This is a genomic window from Glycomyces sp. NPDC021274, from assembly GCF_040641195.1.
Taxonomy (GTDB): Bacteria; Actinomycetota; Actinomycetes; order Mycobacteriales; family Micromonosporaceae; genus Glycomyces.
Genome location: NZ_JBFADC010000013.1, coordinates 98,850 through 114,451 on the forward strand (window position 1 = coordinate 98,850; position 15,602 = coordinate 114,451).

Sequence of the window (15,602 nt, forward strand, 5' to 3'; positions counted from 1 at the left end):
ACCGCCCAGACCACCAGTGGAGACCTCCATGGACTACTACGACTCCTCCAGCGGCACCGACGACAAGCAGCTCCGCCGCGACATCCGCCGCCTCGGCAACCTCCTCGGCCAGGCGCTCGTCCGCCAGGAGGGCCCGCAGCTGCTCGAACTCGTCGAAGAGGTCCGCGGCCTGGTGCGCCACCAGCCCGAAGCCGTCGCCTCCCGACTCGCGAAGCTCGACGTGAACGAAGAGGTCGACCTCGCCCGCGCGTTCGCCACCTACTTCCACCTCGCGAACATCACCGAGCAGGTCCACCGCGCCCGCGACATGCGCCGCTCCCGCGCCGAGAACGGCGGCTGGCTCTCCCAGGCCCGCGCCGAGATCACCGCCGAGGACATCCCGGCCGACCAGATCGCCGCCGCCGCCGAACGCCTCGAAGTGCGCCCCGTCTTCACCGCCCACCCCACCGAGGCCGCCCGCCGCTCCATCCTCATGAAGCTCCGCGGCATCGCCGACCTCCTCGACGCCGAGACCGCCGAACGCGCCGTCCTCGGCTCCGCCGACGTCGACGCCGTCAACTCCCGCCTCGCCGAGATCATCGACCTCCTCTGGCAGACCGACGAACTCCGCGTCGAGAAGCCCGAGCCCACCGACGAGGCCCGCAACGCCATCTACTACCTCACCGACCTCTACCGGGACGCGGCCGCGCGGGTCCTCACCGACCTCAACGCCACCCTCACCGACCTCGGCGGCTCCCCCCGCCCCGGCTCCGCGCCCCTCAAGTTCGGCACCTGGATCGGCGGCGACCGCGACGGCAACCCCTTCGTCACCCCCGAAGTGACCAAGCAGGTGCTCCTCATGCAGCACGAGCACGGCATCGCCGCTGCCGAAGGCGCCGTCGCCGCGCTCATCAACGAGCTCTCCGTCTCCCAGACCGTGCGCCCGGCCGCCCAGGAACTCCTCGACTCCGTCGCCGCCGACTTCAAGGTCCTCGACAACATCCCCGAGCGGTACAAGCGCATCTACGGCGAAGAGCCCTACCGGCTCAAGGCCCGCGCCATCGAGGCCAAGCTCGCCAACACCCGCGCCCGCCACGCCGAGGGCCTCCCGCACCGCGCCGGCTTCGACTACGCCGACGGCCGCGAGCTCCTCACCGACCTCCAGATCATGCGCGACTCCCTCGCCCGCCAGCGCGGCCAGCTCCCGGCCAAGGGCATCCTCGACCGCGTCATCCGCACCGTCGCCGCCTTCGGCCTCCAGCTCGCCACCATGGACGTGCGCGAGCACTCCGAGGCCCACCACGCCGTCCTCGGCGAGCTCTACGACGCCACCGGCGAACTCGACGAGCCCTACGCCGACCTCACCGCGGAAGAGCGCGACGCGCTCCTGGAGCGGGAGCTCTCTGGCCAGCGCCCCCTCGCGCCCGCCAATGTCGAACTCGCCGAAGGCAACCGGAAGACCTTCGACGTCTTCCATGCGATCCGCGACGCCCAGGTCCAGTTCGGACAGTCGATCGTGGAGTCGTACATCATCTCCATGACGCACGACCCGGCCGACGTGCTCGCCCCCGCGATCCTCGCCCGCGACGCCGGCCTCATCGACGTCGCGCGCGGCCGCGCCGACATCGGCTTCGTGCCGCTCATGGAAGAGGTCGAGGACCTCGCCGGCGCCGACGCCCTCCTCGACCGGCTGCTCAGCCTCCCCGCGTACCGCGCGATCGTCGCCGCCCGCGGCGACGTGCAGGAAGTGATGCTCGGCTACTCCGACTCCAACAAGGACGCCGGCATCACCGCCAGCCAGTGGAACATCCAGAGCGCTCAGCGGCAGCTGCGCGACGTCGCGCACAAGCACGGGGTCCGCCTGCGCCTCTTCCACGGCCGCGGCGGCACCATCGGCCGCGGCGGCGGCCCCACCCACGAGGCGATCCTGGCCCAGCCCTCGGGCACGCTCGACGGCGCCATCAAGATCACCGAGCAGGGCGAGGTCCTGTCGGACAAGTACACGCTGCCGGCGCTGGCCCGCGAGAACCTCGAGCTGACCGTGGCCGCTTCGCTGAAGGCGACGCTGCTGCACACCGAGCCGCGCCACCAGCCCGACGTGCTGGGTCGCTGGTTCAGCGTCATGGACCAGACCTCGGAGGCCTCGAAGGCCACCTATCGGGAGCTGACCGGGAAGCCGGGCCTCGCCGAGTACTTCTGGGCCGTGAGCCCCACGGAGCTGCTGGGCGCGTTGAATATCGGCTCGCGCCCGTCCAAGCGCCCCAACACCGACGCGGGCCTGGGCGGCCTGCGCGCGATCCCGTGGGTCTTCGGCTGGACGCAGTCGCGCCAGATCGTGCCGGGCTGGTACGGCGTGGGTTCGGGCCTCGCGGCCGCCCGCGAGGCGGGCCTGGGCGACGACATCGCCGAGATGTACGAGAAGTGGCACTTCTTCCGCAACTTCGTCTCCAATGTGGAGATGACGCTGGCGAAGACGGACCTCTCGATCGCGCAGCAGTACGTCTCCACGCTGGTCCCGGCCGGGCTGCGGCCGATCTTCGACACGATCACCGCCGAGCACGAGCGCACGGTGGCCGAGGTCCTCGCCCTCACCGGCGGGGAGCAGCTGCTCGATGCGAACCCGCAGCTGGCTCGGACCCTCGAGGTCCGCGACCGCTACCTCGCGCCGCTGCACCACCTCCAGATCTCGCTGCTCAAGCGCTACCGCTCGGAGGGCGGCGCGGACGGCGACGTGGACCCGCAGCTCAAGCGCGCCCTGCTGATCACGGTGAACGGCATCGCGGCGGGCCTGCGCAACACCGGCTGATCCAGGCTTGACGAGGGCCGCGGCGGGAATGACCGCCGCGGCCTTTTTCATGCCTCGAAACTTGACAACACGTTGTCAATATGACAGAATATTGTCATACCTGGAACGAGGAGAACGACAATGGCGAAGCACGTGCACATGGCCGTCTACGACACCCTGGCCGACTGGGAGGTCGGCTACGCGACCGCCCACATCAACGGCGGCGACTGGCAGCGCGAACCGGGCCGCTACGAGGTCCGCACCGTCGGCGCCGGCCCCGAGCCCGTGCGGACCAAGGGCGGCATGACGATCACGCCCGACCTCACGCTCGACGAGCTCAGCGCCGACGACAGCGCCATGCTGATCCTTCCCGGCGCAGACACCTGGCTCACCGGCGGCAACACCGGCTTCGCGAAGGCCGCCAGGCGGTTCCTGGACGCGGGCGTCCCGGTCGCGGCCATCTGCGGGGCCACCGGCGGACTCGCCGCCGAAGGGCTCCTCGACGACCGGCGGCACACGAGCAACGCGCCGGAGTTCGTGCAGGCCTTCGGGTCCAAGGGCACCGACCTGTACTGCGACGTACCGGCCGTGACCGACCGCGGGCTCATCACCGCCTCGGGCACGAAGCCCGTGGACTTCGCCCGCGAGGTGTTCGCGGCCCTCGACCTGTACACGCCCGAGGTACTGGCAGCGTGGTACAAGCTGTACGGACTCGGCGACCCGGCCGGGTATTACGAACTGATGGGCGAGGCCGCATGACCGACCGCCAAGTACTCCTGTCGGGCATGGCCGTGACGGTGTTCCGACTGAACGGCCAGTTCCTCGACGTCGCCGAGGGACTGGCCCGGCCGGTGGGGCTGACCGCCGCCCACTGGCAGGTGCTCGGCGCGGTCCTGAAGGAGCCGCTGCCGGTGGCGGGCATCGCGCGCGAGATGGGCATCACCCGCCAGGCCGTGCAGCGCATCGCGGACATCCTGGCCGCGAACGGCATGGTCGAGTACCTGCCCAACCCGGCCCACCGGCGGGCCAAGCTGGTCGCACCGACCGAGGAGGGCGTGGAAGCCGTGCGGCGCATCGGACCCGCGCACGCCGCATTCGCCGACCGGCTGTGCGAGGCCTTGGGCGACGACCGCGCCGCCGAGATGCACCGCCTGCTCGGGGAGCTCTCGGCGACCTTGGAGGCGGTGACGGCGGAGGACCGCGGTTGATTTGCCGAAGGCTCGCCGCCCGCCGCCGTGGTAGTTTCTGCGCTGTCCGACCACCACTCGAGAAATTGCGGAGACCATGGCGAGAACCCTGCAGGTCAGCGTCCGGAACGCGAAGTTCCAGCAGTGGGAGACCTTGCTGCGCAACCGCAACAAGCGCCACCGGGCCGGGTCCTTCCTCGTGCAGGGCGTACGGCCGATCTCCCTCGCGGTCGAGCACGGTTGGACCGTCGAGGCCCTGCTCTACGACGCCGACCGCCCGCGCCTCTCCGACTGGGCCCGCGGCCTGCTCGAGCGGCCGCACACCGAGCAGGCGGCCGTCTCCGGGGAGCTCCTCGCCGAGCTGGGGGAGAAGGACGAGGACAACCCGCCCGAACTCCTCGCCCAGGTCAAGATCCCGGAGCGCCGGCTCGCCGACCTCGCCACCCGCCCCGACTGGCTCGGCATCGTCATCGACCGGCCGACCAGCCCGGGCAACGTGGGCTCGCTCATCCGCTCGGCCGACGCGTTCGGCGCCGACGCCGTGGTCATCACCGGCCGCAACGCTGCGGACCCCTACGACCCCAAGGCGGTTCGCGCCTCGACCGGCAGCCTGTTCGCGCTGCCCGTGGTGAGCGCCGCCTCGGCGCACGAGGTCGCCGAATGGGCCCGCAAGCAGCCGCACGCGCCCATGATCATCGGCACCGACGAACGCGGCGAGCAGACCCTCTCCGAACACGACCTCGGCGGTCCGACCCTGCTCGTGGTCGGCAACGAGACCACCGGCATGTCGAAGTCCTGGTTCGAACTCGCCGACGCCACGGCCCGCATCCCCATGTCGCCCAAGGCCGCGTCCTCGCTGAACGCGGCCAACGCCGGATCGGTCGCCCTCTACGAAGCCGCCCGCCAGCGCGCCGCCTGAGCGCCCCCTCGATCACCGCACGCTCGCGGCGCGGCGCCGCCTGCCACTGAGCAGTACTTCGACAGGTCAGTGCGTCTCGGTCGGCCAGTCGGCCAGGCCGGAGCGGCACACGTAGTCGGGCCATGAGCGGCACGGGTCGTCGACGAACGCACCGAACTCGGCGTGCATGTCGAGGAGTTCGGCGGCGTTCGCCATGAGTCGGTCCACCGCGTCCTGCGGGGTGTCGGCGGGGACCAGCCGCGGCAGTGCGAACCAGATGGCGGCCTGGCGCTCGTCCCGGTCCCGATCGTCCCGGTCATCGGGCGGTTCGTAGACGTCTTCGATCACTCGCTGCACGATGAGCGGTCGCACCGGCGGGCGGGCGCGGGCCGCGTCGTCCAAGGTCTCGTTGAGGAACGCCCGCAATGCCGTTGGGTCGAGCCGCTCGCCGAAACGGGCGAGCGCCGCGAGTTCGAAGACGGTCGCCACCAGGCCGAAGTCGTCGCCCGGGTTCCAGCGCGGGTGCTCCCGCTTGAGCGCGTGCGCCTCGTGGCCCGCGCCGATGAGGACGGCGCGCACGTAGTCCTTGATAAGGGGGCGTGCCACCGGTCAGGCTGAGGTCTTGCTGGCCTGGTCGGCCGCCGCGTCCTCGGCGAGCTTGCGTTCGTGCTGCTCCTCGGCCAGAGTCCACAGTGTCCCGATCTCGGTCTCGTCGAGGGTGAGATTGAAACGGCCGCGCAGGAGCGCGGCGAAGTCGTCCGCGTCGGCGACGATCCGGACCGCCTTCCCTTCCGGCAGTTTCGGGTCGTACACGGTGAGCGTCCGCGCTCGCAGGACCCAGATGTCGGTCTCACCGGGGTTCTGCACGGTCAGGGTCTTCACGAACGGCGATTCCGGGGAGGTCGAGAGCTCCGTGCACTTCGACTCGAACTCGGCCACTTCGCGCCGGTCGAGGGTGAAGTCGAACGTCAGGTTGGTGACGCGCGGGTCGATCGAGCAGCGCCATTCGCCCTCGCCGAGGCTCCAGATGCCGAAGTTGAACGGCCCCACCCGGTAGCTGCCGCTGCGGATCGGCAGGGGGTCGCGGAAGCCGGTGCCGATGCCCGCGTCGGCCAGGTACTCGTCGCCGCCGGGGAACCGCACCACCAGCGGCATGTGGTTCCACCAGTTGCCCTCGCCCTCGGTCTCGCGGGCGACGCCGCCGAGGACGCGGCGCACGTCGAAGCCCATGGCCTCCAAAGCGTGCGCGAGGGTCCCGTTGTGCTCGTAGCAGTAGCCGCCCCGGCCGCCCTCGACGAGTTTCGTGAACAGCGACTCAGTGTCGAGGCGGATCGGCCTGCCCAGCTGGATGTCGAGGTTCTCGTACGGGATCGCGTCGATGTGGGCGCGGTGGATCCGGCGCAGCGCGTGCAGCGTCGGGCGCCTCGGGGCCCAGATCCCGACGCGCTTGAGATAAGCGGTGAGCTGCGAGGAGTCGAACACCCCTCGACCATAGCGCGAGGCGGCGCCGCAGACTGGCCTGTGATCGTACTGATACGGGAATGATGTTGCGGGACTGGAGGAACGTCTCGCCTGGAACCGCGGTTGTCGTGCGCGTGTGGGATAGTCTCCACAGCTTTCGACTCTCCTCCCAATACTGCCCTTGAAGGAGTCCCCACTATGGTCATGGGCCCGACCCACGCCATGTCCGGTGCCGCCCTGTGGCTCGCGGGCTCGGCGATCGCCGACATCGCGTTCGGCATCGACCAGTCCTCCGCCGAGCTCGTCGTCGGCACGATCGTCGCCTCCGGCGCCGCCCTCTACCCGGACATCGACTGCGCCGGCAAGGTGACCGAGAACAAGGGCGGCTCCACTGTGGCGCGGTCGTTCGGCGTCGTGTCCCTCTTCGTCGCCGAGGTGGTCGAACGCCTCTGCTACTGGTTCTACCTGCTCACGAAGTCGAAGAAGGACAAGAAGCGGAAGAACGGCCACCGCACCTTCACCCACACCGCCGTCCACGCCGCCCTCGTGGGCGCCGGCACCGGGTTCCTCGCCTACCAGTTCGGGAAGCCGGCGGTCATCGCGATCCTGTTCGTGCTCACCGGTCTGGCGGTGCGCGGCCTGCTCGCCGAGACCGTCGCGAAGAAGGGCTGGCTCGTCACCACCGGCGTCGCGCTCGTCGCCTCGTACGGCATGTACCGGTTCCTGCCCGAGGGCCGCGACTACTGGGTGCTCGGGCTCGCGATGGGCATCGGCTGCTTCATCCACGTCCTGGGCGACATGATCACGAAGATGGGCTCGCCCCTGTTCTTCCCGCTCCCGATCAAGGGCCGCCGCTGGCACGACATCGGCCTGCCCAACAAGGTCGCCCTGCGCGCGGGCGGCAAGGAGGAGAACCGCATCCTCCTGCCCGTGCTCACGGTTCTCGTCGTGATCGGCATGATCTACAACGTGCCCGAAGTGCAGCAGCTCCTCTTCGACCAGGCCGGCACCGGCCAGGGCGCGACGGAATAATCTCGCTCCGGACCGCGGACGGCGCGAGGTAGACTCGACCGGTTGCCGGAACCAGCAGTGCCGAATTCATGGCTCGCAAGCAGCGCCAAGGGCTGCCTGATTCCGGCCAATCGTCGTGCCTCGAGCACAGTGAAACCCGGAACCTCGCAGGAGTCCGCATGGCCGCAGAACGATCCGTTCCGAAACTCGCGAGCCTGATCAAGGCGGCCGCGAAAGCGCCGAAGCTCGCGCGCATCGCCGAGCTCGCGTCCTCGTCCGACCGCCCGGTCGACCTCGTCGCCGTGCCCGGCGCGCGCCCCCTCGCCCTCGCCCAGGCCGCCGCCAGCTCTCCGGGCCCCGTGCTCGCGATCACCGCGACCTCCCGCGAAGCCGAGGAGCTGGCCGAGTCCCTGGCCTCCTTCATCAACGAGGAGGACATCGCGCTCTACCCCGCCTGGGAGACGCTGCCGCACGAGCGCCTCTCGCCGCGCTCCGACACGGTCGGCGCCCGCCTCGAGCTCCTCCACCGCATCCACGCCGGCGACGTGCCGCGCGTCATCGTCACCCCCGTCCGCGGCGCCCTCCAACCCCAGCTCAAGCACCTCGGCGAACGCGAGCCCGTGCAGCTGCGGCGCGGCGACGAGACCGACCTCCTCGACCTCGCCGCGCACCTCGTCGACCTCGCCTACGAACGCGTCGACCTGGTCGAGAAGCGCGGCGAGTTCGCCGTGCGCGGCGGCATCCTCGACGTGTTCCCGCCCACCGCCCAGCACCCGCTGCGCCTCGAGTTCTTCGGCGACGAGGTCGACTCCATCCGCGAGTTCTCCGTCGCCGACCAGCGCTCTCTCGACGAAGCCCCCGAACTGCGCGCCGTCGCCTGCCGCGAACTGCTCCTCACCGACGATGTCCGCGAGAAGGCCGCCGCCCTCGGCGACGCCTACCCCGGCCTCGCCGAGATGTGCGCCAAACTCGCCCAGGGCATCCCGGTCGAGGGCATGGAGTCCCTGCTGCCCGCGCTCGCCGGCCCCGAGGAGCTGCAGCTCTTCCAGGAAGTGCTGCCCCGGGACGCCCTCGTCGTCGCGATCGAGCCCGAACGCATCCGCTCGCGGGCGCTCGACCTCGTCGCCACCTCGAACGAGTTCCTGGACGCCTCGTGGGCCGCGGCGGCGGCCGGTGCCGCAGCCCCCGTCGACCTCGGCGCGGGCACGTTCCACGACCTCGCCGAGGCCCGGACCGCCGCGCTCGCCAAGGGCCAGCGCTGGTGGACGATCTCGCCGTTCGCCGTCGCCCCTGAAGAGGACGCGATCGCGGAGGAGCTGGCGGCCATCACCGGCGAACCGCTCCACTATGGAGACGTCTCGCCCGACGACGCGATCACCATCGACCTCGGCATCACCGAGACCCCGCGCTACCACGGGAACACGCCGCAGCTCGTGGCCGACATGCAGGCCTGGACCCGCGAGGGCCGCGCCGTCGCCGTCGTCTACCCGGCCCTCGGCGGGGCCGAGCGGGCCGCCGAGCAGCTGAAGGCCGAAGGCATCGGCGCGCACCTGGAATCCGCGCCGCGCGAGTTCCGCGCGGGCGAGGTCGTCGCCTGCACCGGCACGCTCACGCTCGGGTTCGCCGACGCCGCTTCGGGTCTGGTGGTCGTCACGGCCGCCGACATCGCGGGCGGCAAGGCGCTCGCGGCGCAGAAGCCGCGCAAGGGCAAGGCCGCCAAGCGCCGCGGCGTCGTCAACCCGCTCGAACTGTCCCCCGGGGACTTCGTGGTGCACGACGCGCACGGCGTCGGCAAGTACGTGGAGATGGTGCGGCGCGCGATCGGCGGGGCCGAGCGCGAGTACCTGGTCATCGAGTACGCCGCGTCGAAGCGCGGCCAGCCCGGCGACCGCCTGTTCGTGCCCACCGACTCGCTCGACCAGCTCACCCGGTACGTCGGCGGCGAGCAGCCGACCGTGCACAAGCTGGGCGGCGCGGACTGGCAGAAGACGAAGCGCCGCGCCCGCAAGGCCGTGCGCGAGATCGCGGCCGAGCTGATCCAGCTCTACGCGGCCCGGCAGGCGGCCCAAGGGCACGCGTTCAGCCCGGACACGCCGTGGCAGCGCGAGCTCGAGGACGCGTTCCCGTACATCGAGACCCCCGACCAGATGTCGGCCATCATGGACACCAAGGCGGACATGGAGGCGCGCGTCCCGATGGACCGCCTCGTCATGGGCGACGTGGGCTACGGCAAGACCGAGGTCGCCGTGCGCGCCGCGTTCAAGGCGGTGCAGGACGGCAAGCAGGTGGCGGTGCTGGTGCCGACCACGCTCCTGGCCAGCCAGCACTACGGCACGTTCGTGGAACGCATGGGCCAGTTCCCGGTCAAGGTCAAGCAGCTCTCGCGCTTCCAGTCCGCGCGCGAGGCCGCCGAGATCCAGAAGGGCATCGCCGCGGGGGAGATCGACATCCTCGTGGGCACGCACCGGCTCCTCCAGGCCGAGACCCGCTTCAAGGACCTGGGTCTGATCATTGTGGACGAAGAGCAGCGGTTCGGCGTGGAGCACAAGGAGAAGCTGAAGGCCCTGCGCACCGCCGTCGACGTGCTCACCATGTCCGCGACCCCGATCCCGCGCACGCTCGAGATGGCGGTGACCGGCATCCGCGAGATGTCCACGATCGCGACCCCGCCCGAGGAGCGCCACCCCGTACTGACCTATGTTGGCGCTTGGGAGGCCAAGCAGGTCGCCGCCGCGATCCACCGCGAGCTGCTGCGCGACGGCCAGGTGTTCTATCTGCACAACCGGGTCGAGTCCATCGACCGGGCCGCGACGAAGCTGCGCGAGCTCATTCCCGAGGCCCGGATCGCCGTGGCCCACGGCAAGATGGGCGAGGGCCAGCTCGAGAAGATCATGCAGGGGTTCTGGGAGAGCGAGTACGACGTGCTCGTCTCGACCACGATCATCGAGTCCGGCATCGACATCCCGAACGCGAACACCCTCATCGTGGAGCGGGCCGACCTGCTCGGCCTCTCGCAGCTGCACCAGATCCGCGGCCGCGTGGGCCGCAGCCGCGACCGCGCGTACGCGTACTTCCTGTACCCGCCGGAGCAGACGCTCTCGGAGACCGCGCACGAGCGGCTGGCGACGATCGCGCAGCACTCCGAGCTCGGCGCGGGCATGTACGTGGCGATGAAGGACCTGGAGATCCGCGGCGCGGGCAACCTCCTGGGGGCCGAGCAGTCCGGCCACATCGCGGACGTGGGCTTCGACCTGTACCTGCGCATGGTCGGCGAGGCGGTGGCGTCCTTCAAGGGCGGCGCCGAGGAGCCACCCGCGCCGGTGAAGGTGGAGCTGCCGCTGGACGCGAACATCCCGTTCGACTACGTGGAGGTCGAGCGGCTGCGCCTGGAGATGTACCGCAAGATCTCCGAGGTCCACAGCGAGGCCGAGCTCGACGAGGTGCGCGAGGAGATGGAGGACCGGTACGGTCCCGCGCCCGACCAGGTGCAGACGCTGTTCCACCTGGCGCGCTTCCGGCTCCTCGCCCGCGCCCACGGCCTCCAGGACGTCGCCTTGCAGGGCAAGAACCTCCGGTTCTCCTCGGTCGAGCTGCCGGACTCGAAGCAACTGCGCCTCGGCCGGCACTACCCGGACGCGCACTACAAGGCCCAGGCGGGCCTGATCAGCGTCCCGCGCCCGACCACGTCGAAGATCGGCGGCAAACCGCTCGAGGGCCTGGCGCTCCTCCAGTGGTGCGCCGACCTGGTCAACGACATCATTCCTGAGGTCGCTTAGGCGCTGGGGTCGCGCGGTCCAGGGGCAGATCCTGTTGGATCCGGTCGGCGAGTTAAGCCTGCTCGAAGTAGAACGACTTTATGTAGCAGTCGCGCGGCTGCCCGATGGCGAACTTGACGCAGTCGACGACCGAGCGCGCCGACAGCGCGTCCCCGTCCGCGCGCTCGGCGTCCCATTCGGGGCCGAGCGGGTCGGGGTTGTCGAAGTCCGGTGGATACAGCGAGATGACGCGGACCCCTTGGGGCCGCAGGCGTTTCGAGAGCACTTCGGTGAACCCGGCCTGCGCGGACTTCGCGGCGTAGAACGCTTCGTGCGCTTCGGACCTGTGGTTGCCGTACTCGCCGCACCCGGACACCATGGTCACGATGTCCGGCCGCGGGCTGCGCTGCAGCAGCGGCAGGATCGCCTTCGTGGCGAGCACGGTCCCCGTGGCGCCGGCCGCGATGGTCGCGGCGATCTGCTCGTCGTCGGCTTCCAGGAATCCGCCCGCGTCCAGGTAGGGCGCGCCGTTGTTGACGAGCACGTCGACAGCGTCGGTCACCTCCCCGAGGGTCTCGGCGAAGTCCCGCACCGATTCCGGGTCGGCGAGGTCGCACTCGAACGCGTGCGCTCGGCCGCCTGTGTGCCGCACTTCCTCCGCGACCGTTTCGGCCGCGTTGAAGTCGCGCGCGCAGAGGTACAGCTCCGCGCCTTCCCGGCCCAGCGCGACCGCCAGGCTCCTGCCGAAGCCGCGACCGGTCCCGGTCACGACCACCCGATACCCCTCGAACCGCATGAGCGCCCCTCCTTGCGTGTGCAAGTCTCAGCTTCTCACCGATGCGTTCGCAGGGGAATCCTCGGACGGGTCCTAGGACCGCCGCTGCGGCGCTCGGGTGCTGCCGGGGCGGGGCGGGGCAACGCTTCAGCGCCACCGCCGAACGGCTCGCCCCGCGTCAGCGCCGCAGCCGTTTACTCGGTGCCGAAGCGCTTGGCGGCGCGGGCCTTCGCCTTCGCCGCCTCGACCTCCCGGTCTTTCGGCGGCGCGGCCGTGACCAGGTTGCCGAGCAGCTCCTGAGTCGCTGCGGCGATCGCGGCCACCGCGGCGTCGAACGCCTCCTGGTTGGCCTGCGATGGATGGGTCGAGCCGCTGATCTTGCGCACGTACTGGAGCGCGGCGGCGGCGACCTCCTCCTCCGTGGCGGGCGGGTCGAGGTTGAACAGGGTCTTCACACTGCGGCACATGTCCCAATGGTGGCACGCTGGTACGACATCGCGCTGGAGACGAACGAGGGCGGGACCCCACGGTCCCGCCCTCTCATGCGCCTATGCCGTTACTCGCCCCAGTTGGCGGCGCGGCGGCGTCGCATGATCAGCATGGCGCCGCCGATCGCGAGGGCCGCGGCCGAGACGACGCCGACCGTGAGGCCGGTGCCGGTGACCGGCAGCTTCCCGCCGCCACCGCCTCCGTTGCCGTTGTCGTTCTTGACCTTCTCGACCAGTTCGGCGATGCCCCAGTTCTTGTTGGTGCTCCAGGACTGGCCGGTCGGGTCGTACCAGGTGTGCGCGGCGGTGCGGACGCCGTCGGTGGCGTCGTTGACCTGGAGGTCCAGGCCGTGCTCGGCGCCGACCTCGCCCTGGCCGTCGGCCAGCGCGATCGCGATCTCGACCCGGTAGCCGGTGCTCGTGGTCACCGCGGCACTGGTGATCGCGCCGGCTTCGGGTCCGTTGCCGCCCAAGGTGACGACGTTGGTGAAGCTCACGCGGTACTGGCCGTCTGCCTCGCCGTAGCCGCCCTCCTTGGTGTTGCCGGGGTTGAGGAACACCTCGACGGAGTCCTCCTCCCAGGGGTTGGCGCTGCTCTCGTCGAGGCTCGGGTCGGTGACCTCGAACAGGGCGTAGATCGCGTCCTCGTCCCACATCAGCGAGACGTCGGCCTTCGCGCCGTCCTCGCTGCCTTCGACCCTGACCTCGGTGGCGACGGTGGCCGCCTTCTTCCAGGTCTTGTCCTTCTCGCCGTCGATCACGGGTGCGTCCTTGGCGCGCGGCACCTGGACGCGGGCGTACTCGGGGTCCGGCTCCTCGGGGATCTCGGGGAGGCGGCTGGGGTCGACGATGCCCCAGTAGGCCCACTTGGCCTGGAGGTCGTCGTCGAAGGGCAGCGGGGATTCGAGCGGGCGGGTGCCGTTGAAGCCGCGCAGCCAGGAGCGGCCGTCGTGCAGGCCCCAGGCGGTCACGGAGACGAGGTCCTTCTCGCGGAGCATCGCGAACAGGTCGCGGTAGTAGTGGCCCTGCTGCACGATGCGGGCCTCGTACTCGGGGAACTCGACGCCCTCGACGGGCGCGCCGATGGCGACGTCGAGCTCGGTCACGGCCTGGAGGACGCCGAGCCCGGCGAACTTGTCGATGCTCGACTCGATGTTCTCGAGCGGGGTGTTGAGGCTGATGTGGGTCTGGTGGCCCACGCCGTCGACGGGGACGCCGTCGGCGAGCATGTCGGCGACGAGGTTGTAGAGGTTGTCGCGCTTGGCGGGGTTGTCGGTGCCGTAGTCGTTGATGAAGAGCTTCACCTCGGTGGCGCCGACGGCGTCGAGCTGCTCGCGGGCGATGCGGAACGCGTGCGAGATGTACTCGGGGCCTTCGAAGATCTGGAACCAGCGGCTGTTGCGGTAGACCTCGGCGGCGTTGTCGCTGATGACCTCGTTGACGACGTCCCAGGCGAAGACGCGGTCGCCGTAGTGCTCGGCAATGGCGCCGATGTGCGCTTCGAGGCGGTCGAGCATGATCTGCTGGTCTTCGGCGCTGCTGCCGAGGGGTTCACCGGCGCTCGGGTGCCCGGCGGGGTAGGTGAACCACCAGTCTGGGGTCTGGCTGTGCCACAGGAACGTGTGCCCGTAGACCGCCATGCCGTTCGCTTCGGCGTGCGCGACGAGTTCGTCCGCGGCGTCGAAGGTGAACGTGCCCTCGGTCGGCTGGATCGCCTCGACCTTCATGTGGTTCTCGGCGGTGATCTGGTTGAAGTGCTTGTTCAGCAGTTCGCTGTTGGGGCCGGAGAGGTCGCGGGGGTCGACGGCCGCGCCGAACGGGAAGTCGTCGGCGAGGACGTCCTTGAGGGACGGGATGCTCGGGTCGACGCCGGGCGGGCTGAGCTCGGTGATCTGCACGTTGTCGATGGCGTAGGAGGCGTCGGGGGTCGGGGACTCGACGTAGAGCGTGAGGGCGTCCGCGGTCGCGGCGATCGAGTACTCGCCGGCGAGCGTGGTCCAGTCGGTGCTCGCGGCGGCCTGGTAGACGACGCTGTCGTAGGCGGTCTCGCCGCCGGCCTCGCGCTGCACGGTCGCTGAGACGACCTCGCCGGCGCTGCCGGTGGCGAAGCGGACGTCGAGCGCGATCTCGTACACGCCGCCGGGGGCGATGAGTCCGGTGAGGTCGAGGGCGGGGCCGTTCCAGTCGGCGGTGCGGCCGGTGGTGAGGAGCGCGCCGTCCTCGACGGCGAGGGTGACCGGGCCGCGCGGGGCCCAGTCGCCGATGGTGCCGTCCGCGAAGTCCGCGGCGTAGACGACCGTGCCTTCGTCTTGGGCGGCGGCGGGTTGGCCGAAGGCGAGCGCGGCGGGGAGGACCAGCGCTCCGGTGGCGGCGGCGAGGGCGCGCAGGCGCCGGTGCCGCGGTCGGGGGTGATGTTCCATGGCTTGGCAGCTCCATTGCGGAGGAGGGAAAACGAAGCTTCGGAAGTTTCGACAAGTTTCATGAAACTTTCCGAGAAGGACCGTGCCATGGTAAGTGGGATATCAACGCTTGTCAATCGCCGTGCTCCGCCGCGAGCCGCAGGTACCGGCTCACCTGCGCGGCGGCGTCGAGCATCGCCAGGCCCCGCTCGGTGAGCCTGCGGCCCCAGCCTTCGAGCGCGACCGTCAGCTCCTCCGTGCCGCCCGCGGTGCGCACCTGCCGCACGAGCAGCGCGATGCGCTCCAGCGGGTAGTCCCCGCGCCGCAGCAGGTGGGCGAGCTCGGCGTCCCGCACGTCCTCGTCCCGGAACAGCCGGTACCCGGTGCCCGGCTCGCGCTCGGGCGCGAGAATGCCCGCGTCCTCCCAGTTCCGGACGGTCGCGGCGGTGACGCCGAGCCGCCGCGCCAGTTCGCCCACCGTGAGCGGCGGGCCGTGGAACCGCGCGGGCGCGGCCGCCAGGTGCCCGATCGCGCCGCGCACCGCGTCCAGGGTCTCCCGGTCCCGCAGCAGCCGCAGGTGCCCGCCGTCGATCAGGGCCAGCGCGCTCTCGCGGTCACCTGCGTTGAGCGCGTTCATGATCCGGCCCGCCTCCGCGTGCCCGTACGCCGGGACGAGCGCCAGGAACGCGCGCAGCGCCGCCGCGTGCGCCTCGGTGTAGACCCGGTATCCGCTGCGCGTGCGGGCCGCCGCCGGGATGAAGCCGTCGCGCTCGTAGTTGCGCACCGCCTGGGTCGAGAGCCCGTGCTCGCGGGCGAGGTCGGCAGGTCGCAAGGTGTCCACGGTCAGCGACCTTAACGCGGAAG

At 70.7% G+C, this 15,602-nt stretch carries 12 protein-coding genes; 6 read left to right on the forward strand and 6 right to left on the reverse strand.

Annotation, left to right across the window (positions count from 1 at the left end; genetic code table 11):
- Positions 1-28: 28 nt before the first annotated feature.
- The 4 genes from ppc (at position 29) to AB0I03_RS22970 (ending at position 4,870) form a co-directional block, all read left to right on the forward strand.
- Positions 29-2,785 carry a phosphoenolpyruvate carboxylase gene (gene ppc / locus AB0I03_RS22955; RefSeq protein WP_360416080.1) on the forward strand — a complete coding sequence of 919 codons (2,757 nt, stop codon included), beginning with the start codon at positions 29-31 and terminating at the stop codon, positions 2,783-2,785.
- A 120-nt stretch (positions 2,786-2,905) separates the two neighbouring features.
- A complete protein-coding gene (locus AB0I03_RS22960; protein ID WP_360416082.1) occupies positions 2,906-3,523 on the forward strand; it encodes a type 1 glutamine amidotransferase family protein in 618 nt (205 codons plus the stop codon).
- A complete protein-coding gene (locus AB0I03_RS22965) occupies positions 3,520-3,972 on the forward strand; it encodes a MarR family transcriptional regulator (RefSeq protein WP_360416084.1) in 453 nt (150 codons plus the stop codon). The genes AB0I03_RS22960 and AB0I03_RS22965 overlap by 4 nt, the downstream gene beginning before the upstream one ends.
- Before the next feature lie 76 nt (positions 3,973-4,048).
- Positions 4,049-4,870 carry a TrmH family RNA methyltransferase gene (locus tag AB0I03_RS22970; protein WP_360416086.1) on the forward strand — a complete coding sequence of 274 codons (822 nt, stop codon included), beginning with the start codon at positions 4,049-4,051 and terminating at the stop codon, positions 4,868-4,870.
- A 66-nt stretch (positions 4,871-4,936) separates the two neighbouring features.
- Here AB0I03_RS22970 and AB0I03_RS22975 read toward each other — a convergent pair whose 3' ends face one another.
- Together AB0I03_RS22975 and AB0I03_RS22980 are read right to left on the reverse strand one after the other, a co-directional pair.
- Positions 4,937-5,455, reverse strand: coding sequence for a hypothetical protein (locus tag AB0I03_RS22975; protein ID WP_360416088.1), 519 nt, complete (start codon positions 5,453-5,455; stop codon positions 4,937-4,939).
- 3 nt (positions 5,456-5,458) lie between these two features.
- Positions 5,459-6,331: an arylamine N-acetyltransferase gene (locus AB0I03_RS22980; protein ID WP_360416090.1), complete on the reverse strand. Its 873-nt coding sequence runs from the start codon at positions 6,329-6,331 to the stop codon at positions 5,459-5,461.
- A gap of 177 nt (positions 6,332-6,508) precedes the next feature.
- On the opposite strand from AB0I03_RS22980, the gene AB0I03_RS22985 reads away from it, so the two are divergent.
- Positions 6,509-7,342: a metal-dependent hydrolase gene (locus AB0I03_RS22985; RefSeq protein ID WP_360416092.1), complete on the forward strand. Its 834-nt coding sequence runs from the start codon at positions 6,509-6,511 to the stop codon at positions 7,340-7,342.
- A gap of 158 nt (positions 7,343-7,500) precedes the next feature.
- Positions 7,501-11,097: a transcription-repair coupling factor gene (mfd, locus tag AB0I03_RS22990; protein ID WP_360416094.1), complete on the forward strand. Its 3,597-nt coding sequence runs from the start codon at positions 7,501-7,503 to the stop codon at positions 11,095-11,097.
- A 52-nt stretch (positions 11,098-11,149) separates the two neighbouring features.
- On the opposite strand, the gene AB0I03_RS22995 is transcribed toward mfd, so the two are convergent.
- The 4 genes from AB0I03_RS22995 to AB0I03_RS23010 form a co-directional block, all read right to left on the reverse strand.
- Positions 11,150-11,872: an SDR family NAD(P)-dependent oxidoreductase gene (locus AB0I03_RS22995; protein WP_360416150.1), complete on the reverse strand. Its 723-nt coding sequence runs from the start codon at positions 11,870-11,872 to the stop codon at positions 11,150-11,152.
- A gap of 173 nt (positions 11,873-12,045) precedes the next feature.
- On the reverse strand, positions 12,046-12,318 hold the full coding sequence (locus AB0I03_RS23000; protein ID WP_360416096.1) for a DUF2277 domain-containing protein: 273 nt from the start codon (positions 12,316-12,318) through the stop codon (positions 12,046-12,048).
- 89 nt (positions 12,319-12,407) lie between these two features.
- Positions 12,408-14,759 carry an endo-1,4-beta-xylanase gene (locus AB0I03_RS23005; RefSeq protein ID WP_360416098.1) on the reverse strand — a complete coding sequence of 784 codons (2,352 nt, stop codon included), beginning with the start codon at positions 14,757-14,759 and terminating at the stop codon, positions 12,408-12,410.
- 112 nt (positions 14,760-14,871) lie between these two features.
- Positions 14,872-15,579, reverse strand: a complete 708-nt coding sequence (locus AB0I03_RS23010; protein ID WP_360416100.1) for a TioE family transcriptional regulator — start codon at positions 15,577-15,579, stop codon at positions 14,872-14,874.
- Positions 15,580-15,602 lie beyond the last annotated feature (23 nt).